Source organism: Microbispora hainanensis (assembly GCF_006874475.1).
GTDB lineage: Bacteria > Actinomycetota > Actinomycetes > Streptosporangiales > Streptosporangiaceae > Microbispora > Microbispora hainanensis.
In genome coordinates this window covers 1-8,372 of record NZ_VIRM01000099.1, presented here as the reverse complement: position 1 = coordinate 8,372, position 8,372 = coordinate 1, and the positions used below count along the sequence as shown (strand labels likewise).

The 8,372-nt window shown below is 67.7% G+C and carries 8 protein-coding genes and 5 pseudogenes; 2 read left to right on the top strand and 11 right to left on the bottom strand.

What is annotated here, in order from left to right:
* Positions 1 to 306: 306 nt before the first annotated feature.
* From FLX08_RS39255 to FLX08_RS41070, 10 genes and pseudogenes are all read right to left on the bottom strand, one after another.
* Positions 307 to 582, bottom strand: a complete 276-nt coding sequence (locus FLX08_RS39255) for a hypothetical protein (RefSeq protein ID WP_244313227.1) — start codon at positions 580 to 582, stop codon at positions 307 to 309.
* A 77-nt stretch (positions 583 to 659) separates the two neighbouring features.
* Entirely contained in the window at positions 660 to 1,130 is a 471-nt protein-coding gene (locus tag FLX08_RS39250) for a hypothetical protein (protein WP_142625332.1), read from the bottom strand.
* A 185-nt stretch (positions 1,131 to 1,315) separates the two neighbouring features.
* A pseudogene (locus FLX08_RS39245) lies at positions 1,316 to 1,414 on the bottom strand (peptide-methionine (S)-S-oxide reductase MsrA); the annotation flags it as partial.
* A gap of 84 nt (positions 1,415 to 1,498) precedes the next feature.
* Positions 1,499 to 1,936 carry a type II toxin-antitoxin system VapC family toxin gene (locus FLX08_RS39240; RefSeq protein WP_142625331.1) on the bottom strand — a complete coding sequence of 146 codons (438 nt, stop codon included), beginning with the start codon at positions 1,934 to 1,936 and terminating at the stop codon, positions 1,499 to 1,501.
* Positions 1,933 to 2,166, bottom strand: a complete 234-nt coding sequence (locus FLX08_RS39235; RefSeq protein ID WP_142625330.1) for a CopG family transcriptional regulator — start codon at positions 2,164 to 2,166, stop codon at positions 1,933 to 1,935. Before FLX08_RS39235 ends, FLX08_RS39240 begins: the two co-directional genes overlap by 4 nt.
* A 345-nt stretch (positions 2,167 to 2,511) precedes the next feature.
* Positions 2,512 to 3,646: pseudogene (locus FLX08_RS39230) on the bottom strand (transposase family protein).
* A 121-nt stretch (positions 3,647 to 3,767) separates the two neighbouring features.
* Positions 3,768 to 4,658, bottom strand: a complete 891-nt coding sequence (locus FLX08_RS39225) for an NmrA/HSCARG family protein (protein WP_142625329.1) — start codon at positions 4,656 to 4,658, stop codon at positions 3,768 to 3,770.
* A gap of 83 nt (positions 4,659 to 4,741) precedes the next feature.
* Positions 4,742 to 5,182, bottom strand: coding sequence for a MarR family winged helix-turn-helix transcriptional regulator (locus tag FLX08_RS39220; protein ID WP_142625328.1), 441 nt, complete (start codon positions 5,180 to 5,182; stop codon positions 4,742 to 4,744).
* Between the two features lie 130 nt (positions 5,183 to 5,312).
* Positions 5,313 to 5,948: pseudogene (locus FLX08_RS39215) on the bottom strand (oxidoreductase); the annotation flags it as partial.
* Positions 5,949 to 6,324: 376 nt separating this feature from the next.
* Positions 6,325 to 6,465, bottom strand: a complete 141-nt coding sequence (locus FLX08_RS41070; protein WP_167530761.1) for a hypothetical protein — start codon at positions 6,463 to 6,465, stop codon at positions 6,325 to 6,327.
* A gap of 37 nt (positions 6,466 to 6,502) precedes the next feature.
* Between FLX08_RS41070 and FLX08_RS39210 the strand changes: the two are divergent.
* Together FLX08_RS39210 and FLX08_RS39205 are read left to right on the top strand one after the other, a co-directional pair.
* Positions 6,503 to 6,910 (top strand): annotated as a pseudogene (locus FLX08_RS39210) (replication initiator); the annotation flags it as partial.
* 83 nt (positions 6,911 to 6,993) lie between these two features.
* Positions 6,994 to 7,410, top strand: a pseudogene (locus FLX08_RS39205) (replication initiator); the annotation flags it as partial.
* 239 nt (positions 7,411 to 7,649) lie between these two features.
* Here FLX08_RS39205 and FLX08_RS39200 read toward each other — a convergent pair.
* On the bottom strand, positions 7,650 to 8,036 hold the full coding sequence (locus FLX08_RS39200; protein ID WP_142625324.1) for a TraR/DksA family transcriptional regulator: 387 nt from the start codon (positions 8,034 to 8,036) through the stop codon (positions 7,650 to 7,652).
* Between the last annotated feature and the right edge of the window lie 336 nt (positions 8,037 to 8,372).

Here is an 8,372-nt window from a genome sequence, read left to right as displayed (position 1 = left end):
CAAAGCCCGAGGAGTCCGCAGTAGGTTTCCGCTCCTGGCGGCCGAATTTGGCGAGCAAGACTGGGATATCGCCGATGATGCGGAGATCGCCCGTAGACTTCCCCGGCTGGCTCGCCACCTGAACAGCCCTGACTGACCTCAATCATTCCCCGTTGCCGCTGGTGCCGGAAGTGTTCCCGGAAGCGCAGGCGAGGTCGACGCCCTCCGCACTCACCGCCAATAGATCGCGCTGAAACCTGGCGACACTTACTCCTGCCCTCGGTGCCGGACCTGGCTGTATCACAGATCTCGGCGGGTCAGCCGGCCTCAGGCATCGGTGTCCTTCGGATGACGGGGCGAGGCATAGACGACCCATACCGTATGAGCGGTGTCATCGATCACGTAGCACACGCGCCCGCCGCTGGTGACCTCGAACTCCCATTGCTCAAGGTCCTGTCCGTTGTGACGATGAGTCGCAAGGTCGCCACGCAGGCGATGCTGGCGCTCATGGTCGGTGCGTGACCGTGGATCGGCGCGCAGCGTCTCCAAGCATCGGCGCGTGTTGGCCAGGGCGTGACGGCGTAGTTCCTCCCAGCCCTTCACCGCATCGCTCGTACCGAACCGTACGTCCCATTCGTTATCAGGAGGCGGGACTGTGACCCGGTCTCCGCGCTTCGGACTCATACCGAAACCTCAACCGGTCCGAAGTCTCCGCTGGTCGCCTCACGCGCCTGGACATAGTGCGCGGGGTCGGCCTTGATCCGGGCGGTGGCCCGCCAGCCTGCGATGACTTCCTGAGTGGTGGCGTCGACATCCAGCTCGGCCGCGTCAGAGAGCGCCTCGACCAGTTCGAGTGTGAAGGACCGCACCTCATCTGAGGCGAGGTGACGAACCCAGGGAAAGACTTCGGGCATGGCGATGACCAGCGCACGGGCGGTCGGATCATGCCTTAGGAGAGCGAGGAACAGACGAGAAGCCGTGGCCAGCGTCTGTTCGCGTCGTTCCTCACGGTCAGCCGCAGTCAGGTAGAAGTCCTGGGCATCCCGGTGGGTCACACGTACGCGACCGAGCCGCGCGGCGCGTTCGGCGACGGCCCGGGGATTCCTCGACAGGTCCGAGAAGGTGACGGCGTCGGCATTACTGATGCTCACGCTACCAGTCTAATTCAGAACACATTCTGATAGCGTCGAACATCGCCCGCCTGGCGCGCCGTGCCGCGAGAGGGCTGCGCCCACCCAGGCCCGCACCTCGAGACCACCGAACGCATGGAGTCTGACCCCGGCCGACACCGGAGCAGCCCGGGCGGCCAAGGGCCAGGATCAGCAGTTATCACAAATCAGACTTCGCCGGTGGTCAGGCCGACCGGGCAGGGGACTCCGGTGCCGCCGAGGCCGCAGTATCCGTTCGGCACCTTGAACAAGTATTGCTGGTGGTAGCGATTCACTTCGGGCAATAAATCACCGCGGATGTGACCTGATCAGGTACACGGGCTCACGCAGGCGGCCTCGACGTGACGGTGCTATCGGCTGATCTTGTCGACATGGACGACCTGTATCCGCTCGTGGCCCGCCGTCAGGGCGGTCAGGTGCGGCACGTCGGATGTGACGACCACAACAGGACCCTCTTGATCCAATGCGGTAGCCGCGACCATGGCGTCGACAGCCTGATCAGCGGACATTCCCGCCGCTCCGATAAGCTTGCCGGCCTGTTCCCCGATCTCGCGAGTCACCGGTTCGACCACGACACCACCGAGCACGCGATATACCCCGGCGTCACGCGAAGTGTCTCTCAAGGCTTCGGCCAAAATGGCGGCGGACGTGAGGACACGCCGTCCATCCAGATGCGCGGCATGAAGCCGGACGTACATCACCCTGTCGGTCGCCGCCCGCGAAAGACCTTCGTTGTCAAGGACGAGGGCGCCGTGCTCGCGCGGGCGTATCCGCTTCCGCTGCTTCACGCGCTCGGCCACTCTGCCCGCGCCGCCGCCAACTCCTCATCGGTCACCGGACCATGGATCTCTCCAAGATCTGCCACCATATCCCCCAGGCGGTCATGCTCCAGCTGACGGACCAGCGCATGGGTGACGTACGCCGAGACGTTGCCCTGTCCGGCCCGGGCCCGCAGTTCAGCGGCGACGTCCGCGGGCACGGTGATGCTCATCTTGTCAGTTCTCAACGGCTCGCCCATACGCCGATCCTACCAATGGGAGGATCGCACTGCCCAGGAGTCGCCTGGCCTAACTACCCGAATAAACAAGGTCGGCCAACACGGACGACCTCCTGCGGCAGACCAAGCTGACGAGGGCTGAGCCTGGATGCACCGAGTGATTCCCTGTGATCGTTTTCTGGTTCGATTCCGCTCCGAGGGCGGTTTCGTCAGGTGACGCGCTGTTTCGCAGGCAGGCGGGGGCCGCTGCGCTCGGGTCGCTGCTTGTCCACATGCCCGCAGTCTCGGGGGCGGGGGTCCATGCGCCGATGGCGCGGGTGACCGTTGGGTCGTCTGGTGCGGGCGGTGACCGGGACGTCGGGCTGGTCAGACCGCTTCGGCGGGCGGCGGGTCATGTACGGCGTCGAAGATGTTCATCCACGCGCTCTGCCAGCGCCAGTGCTGCGGTAGGTGGACGGTGACGTGGCCGCGTCCGTGCCGGGCCAGGCGAGCGGGGACAGCGACCAAGCGGCCGGCAGCGTGGCGCCCCGCGCCGTGGCGTGTACGGGACCGGCCACGCAGCCGGTTGCGCGCAGCAGGTTGTGGGTGATTGCCGCGCAGGTCACCCAGGCGGCGTTCGCGGCGAAGTCGCCGGAGGGCAGATGCGCGAGCGGGCCGTCGTTCAGGTCGGCGAAGACCTGCTCGACGACCGCGTGGTCGCGATGCTGTTGTTCGGCCTGGGCCAGGTGGAACGGGCTGTCGGTGAAGACCGCGTGGTACCGGTAGGTGCTGAACAACTCGTCCTGGCCGATGCCGGCCTTGGGGTTGAGCCGCTTGACCCGGCGCACGATCAGCCGGGCCGTGACCGCCCGGCCTTTCTTCGACGTGAACGCGGTGTAGGCGACTTCGGCGATCTCGGCGTCCGACACCCAGCATCCGGCCTGCTCATCGAAGATCGCGCCCGGGTAGGTGATCGGCGTCCAGGCGTCCTCGCCGATGGCGGCGATCGCCGCCTTGATCTTCGGGTCCATCTTCGCGGTGACGGAGAAGTGCGGGCCCGCGCGGCGGCAGGCGCCGATGTGCGTTTTTGCATCGAGTCCACGTCCAGGAACGCGACCGTGCCGGCTGCGGGCAGCAGCGGCGTGTGCGCGGCCAGACGGCCCAGCAGCGTCCGGGAGACCTTCTCGATCTGGCGGACGTTCCCCCACGTCAGGCAGCGCAGGAACACCCCGAGCGTGGACGGGGCACGGATGTCGTCGAACAGTTTGTCCATGCCGCCGTGCCGCAACACGTCCAGATCGGCGATGCTGTCGGCTCCGGCGGTCATCCCGGCCACGATCGAGCTGAGCTTCGCGGCCGCGTTCACACCGAGCCGATCGGCGATGGCGACGTGCTTATCCACGAGCCCGCCCAGGTCGATGCGCTCGGCCAGCCGCATCACCGGTTCCAGACCGGCGTAGGCGATCACGTGCTCGTCGTCGAAGCGCGCATGGGTCCTGGCAGCGGCATGAAACAATCGCACGTGAGAGGTGTCCTTCGACTGCGGATCTTGGAAGCCTAGAGAACTCCCATCATCCCAGCTCGCAGGACACCTCCTCTCATCTCACGGCAATCACGTCAGAATCGGCTCGGTGCATCCAGGCTCAGGAACCAGCCACGTTTGTGGGCGCGGTCCAGCCGGTAGCTCGGATCCACTCGACCAGGTCCAGGGTGGCCGGCTCGATAGAGCGCACCACAGCGAGGTCCGAAGGGTGTTCCGCCGCCTTCGCGAACTCGCGGAACATCGCCTTGTCGAGGTCGTTGGGAAGCACGCTCAACGGGAGGGCCTCGTACCGTGCCGGGAGCCCGGCGCGCGCGCCGAACGCCGCGGCGATCTGGGGGCCCGTCAGCTCGTCGCCGACGAGCTCGACGGCTCCGCCGGGCGCCTCCGCGGTGTCGAGCAGGAGCGCGGCGGCGACCCGGCCGATGTCCCTGACCGAGATCATCTTCAGGGCGACGTCCTCCGGCAGCGGCAGCCTCAGCACGATCTCCCCATGCTCCAGGCTCGGTGCCATCACGCTCGCGAAGTTCTCCATGAAGGCGGTCGCGCGAAGCATCGCGGCCCTGAGGCCGGACTTCCTCAGGTGCTCCTCGATCGAGTGCTTCGAGTCGTGGTGCGGCACACCCGACTCCCGGTCCGCTCCGAAGACCGAGTTGAACACGACGTGCGGGACGCCCGCCTCGACCGCCGCGTCGACGAGCGCGATACCGATGCGGATCTCCGCCTCGACCTCTTCGAGGCTGTTCGCCTCCGGGGTCATGAAGTAGAACCCCTCGACCGTCGCCAGCGCGGCGGCCAGCGACGCCGGGTCGTCGACCCGGATGGCCGCCAGCTCGACGCCGCGGGCGGCCAGCGCCTGAGCCCGGTCGGACTGCGGGTTGCGGACCAAAGCCCGCACCCGCGCCTTGTGGTCCAACAGCGCGTCGACCACCGCCCCGCCCTGTTGCCCCGTCGCGCCGAAGACTGCGATCGTGTCGGTCGCCTGTGCGCTCATCGCTGCCACCCTTCACTAGTTCATGGCGTGAACTAAATTAGTTCATGGCATGAACGTCGTCAAGGTGCGGGTGTAGCGGGACCTCACGGTGTGATTGGTTTGTTCGAGGTGGGCGAAGAGAGGTCCGAGGTGTCCACGATGGCGGTGGCCACGCGCTCGAAGTCGCGCTGGTCGTCGGCGTCGAGGTTCCTCGCGATCTCGGGCAGGCGCTTGGCGACCTCGGCGTAAACGGCCTCGGCGAGCACCTTTCCCGTGGGTGTCACACTGAGCATGACGACCCGTCGGTCCTGCGCCGAGCTTGCCCGGCCGACCAACTCGCGCCGCGCGGTGCGATCGACCAGCTGGCTCAATGCGTTCTTGGTCATACCCAACGACGCGGCGAGGTCAGCCATCTGCCGCGGCTCGTTCCTGATTGCGCAGAGCAGCGTGGCCTGCGAGGGGGTCAGGTCGAACTCGGCGCAGATCTGCGCGTACTTGCGTTGAATCACAACCGAGAGCCAGAAGAGCTTGTCGCCATAGTCCACGCCGACCTCCCCGGTCCGATGACGAACGATCAGCCTACTCGTCGCGGGCCGGCAGACCACGCCACTCACCAGGAGATGCACACCTCTGCGAGACCGGCCTGGCACTCCTACCCCAACCACTGTGATCCGCTTACCCTGTCCCTTCACCCTCAGGTGGCGCCTCTACCGGCGCGCGACGGGTCGCGCGCCGGTGCCATGTCGCTTCTGTGCCCGCGTCGAGGGTGGGGTAGTCGGTGTATCCGGTGTGGTCGCCGCCGTAGAAGGTGGCCGGGTCGGCCGCGTTCAGCGGGGCGTTCGCCTGGAGGCGGGCCGGCAGGTCCGGGTTGGCCAGAGCGGCCGCGGCGACGGTGACGACGTCGGCCAGCTCGGCGTCGAGGTCGGCGATCCGGGCATCGAGGGGAGCGCCGGCGCGGTTGAGGAGCAGGGCCGTAGGCCATTCGCGGCGCAGCCTCGCGACGAGGTCTTCGTCTCCGGCGTGGATCACGTGCAGGTGGGCCAGGTTCAATGGGGCCAGGGCGGCGAGCAGAGCCGAGTTTACCTGGTGCGTGTCGTGCTCGGTGATGTCGTTGTACGAGTTGCCCGGCGAGACCCGCAGGCCCGTACGGTCGGCGCCGATCTCGTCGGCCACCGCCGAGGCGACCTCGACGGCGAAGCGGATGCGGTTGGTGACTGCGCCGCCGTACTGGTCGGTGCGCTCGTTGGCGTTGTCGGAGAGGAACTGGTGCGCCAGGTAGCCGTTGGCCGCCTGGATCTCGACGCCGTCGAAGCCGGCCGCGTGCCCCCCGCAGCGGGCGGATCGGAACCAATGAGACGGATCAGGTACGGATCAGATCCGGTGAGAAGAGACCAGCTCAGCTGAGAACCCACACTGGCCCGGCGACCAACGAGATCTATCTTCGTCTCATTGAGGGTAAGACGCCGCGATGGGGACGACTTGCTCCAGCCAGGGATTTCTAGGACGTCTTGACGACGTCCCGTTGGGTGGTCCCCTGAGTGAATGACGAGATGCGGGCGCGGGTGGCGTCATCTCGGGCGGCTCAGGGACTTCCGCCGGTGGTTGAGGATCTGGTGGTGTTGGAACGGGTGGCATCGGTGTTCCGGCTCGTCGGCGGGGACGGGCCGGAACACCTGCGCCAGGTGGCCTAAGCGATCCAGTCGAAGGTGAACCGGTCGGGGTCCCACTTCTTGCGCGGGTCGGCGGGCGCGACGGTGATAGTGCGGATGACCGCGGCAACGATGGCGCGTTGCTGGGAGACGTTCATGCCCTCCCATCGGGTGAGCATCTCCTGAGGGCAGGAAGGCCGCGGCGTCCGTCATGGTGACGACGATCCCCAGGTCGGGCAGCCGATCTGCGTGGACTGCTACGACTACCGGGGCGCGGTGTTGTGGAACCCTCGTGCCGGTGAGCTGTGGCGGCGCTTCACGCAGGCGCTACCGGCGACCTTCGCCCGGCACCTCGGCGTCTCGCAGGCCGAGCTTCGGCGGCGGCTGCGGCTGTCGTACGCCAAGGTGGCCGAGTATCAGGCGCGGGGCCTGATCCACTTCCACGCCGTGATCCGCCTCGACGGACCGGACGGCCCGTCCGATCGTCCGCCGGACTGGGCGACCGTGCCCGTGCTCCAAAATGCGATTCGGGAAACCGCGGCTGCGGTCTCGGTCCCCGTGCCGGACGATGACCCGTCGTTCGTCAGCCGGTGGGGAACGCAGCTCGACGTGGACCCTATCTAAGTCGCGACCTCGCTTGAGGGCATCGCGGATCAGCGGGTGGCGGCCTACATCGCCAAGTACGCCACCAAGGGGCCGAGTCAGACGGGACCGTGGACCGGCCGATCCGGGAGGTCGCCGACGTCGCGCGGCTCGACGTCACCGAGCATGCCCGGCGCATGATCTACACCTGCTTCGCCCTGGCGAGCGATCCCGCCTACCGGCTGATCCCGTTACGGCAGTGGGCGCACATGCTCGGCTACCGGGGCCACTTCTCGACCAAGAGCCGCCACTACTCCACAACCCTCGGCGCGCTGCGGCAGGTTCGAGCCGATCACCAGGCCGAACGGGCACGGGAACGGCGGGGCCTGCCTGCGGCTGACGAGCGAGAGACAGTCACGGTCGGCCAGTGGCGCTACGCCGGAAGCGGCTACCGGAACGGCGAACACCTGTGGGCCGAGCTGATCCGGCAACGCATCGCCACCGCCCGCCGGATCGCCCGCGAACAGGGAGAGTCAGCCTGACCTGGCCGGATGCGCTTGCGGGAGTTGTGCGGCCAGCGCAATGCGAAGCATCCGAAGGGCCGCGAAGCGGTTGGGCCGGCGGCACCACGCGGCCTGCCACACATCGCTCGGCCGGTGCTTAATCCCGCCCTGCTCCCTCGGGCCACACGATGCGTACGGGCATGCCTCGGGTCCTGGCCTCGGCGACGACATCGGCCGTTCCGCCGACCCTCGGGCGGGCTTGCCGTCGCGGGCCCACGTCAGCGCCTGGTGCTGGCACAGGCGATACAGGTGGTGGCGGCGGGGCGGGCCTTCAGGCGTTCGAGAGCGATGGGACGGCCGCAGACCTCGCACAGCCCGTACGTGCCGTCGCGCAGGCGTACGAGGGCCTGGTCGAGGCCGGTGAGGTGGGTCGCCGCCTGGTCGAGCAGGGATTGGATGTGGGCTCGCTCGAAGGCGGTGGAGGACCCCTCGGGGTCGTGCTCGTCGTCGGTGGCCACCAGGGCCGAGGATTCGACGATGTCGTTCCAGTCGCGTGTCAGCGAGGCGACACGCGACATGGTGCGCTCGCGGTCGGCGGCGAGAAGGTCTCGCATGGCCGCCCGCTCCGAGGAGGAGAACGCGGCGTCCTGAGATCGCTCAGCCATCACGGCCTCACCTCCTGATCCAGCTTATTCACGCCTGGGCTTCCCCTCCTAGCGTGGAGACTGAACCGGAAGAGGTTTGGTCATGGCAGGTCTCCGTTCCGCCAAAGGCCGAAGAGCCAACGCATCAAGCTCAGAACGATCGAGAGATCGCGGCCAGCTCCTGGCTGTGCAACGCGCGGGCGGCGCGGGCCGGGACCGGCCGGAGAGCCGCATGCCCGACCCGCTGGCCGCCCGGCGCGGCGCGAGCCGCCGCAGGCGGCTCGCCTTGACCTTGTAGTGAAGGTTCTCGCCGAAAACGACTCTGGCCCTCGATCGGCACCGGGTTTGCCGGGCGAC

Bases quoted from the DNA above. Each gene is read 5' to 3' on its own strand.
- FLX08_RS39225 (WP_142625329.1), bottom strand. From the start codon at position 4,658: ATGAGCGCACAGGCGACCGACACGATCGCAGTCTTCGGCGCGACGGGG.
- FLX08_RS39235 (WP_142625330.1), bottom strand. From the start codon at position 2,166: ATGGGCGAGCCGTTGAGAACTGACAAGATGAGCATCACCGTGCCCGCG.
- FLX08_RS39200 (WP_142625324.1), bottom strand. From the start codon at position 8,036: ATGGCTGAGCGATCTCAGGACGCCGCGTTCTCCTCCTCGGAGCGGGCG.
- FLX08_RS41070 (WP_167530761.1), bottom strand. From the start codon at position 6,465: ATGCTCACCCGATGGGAGGGCATGAACGTCTCCCAGCAACGCGCCATC.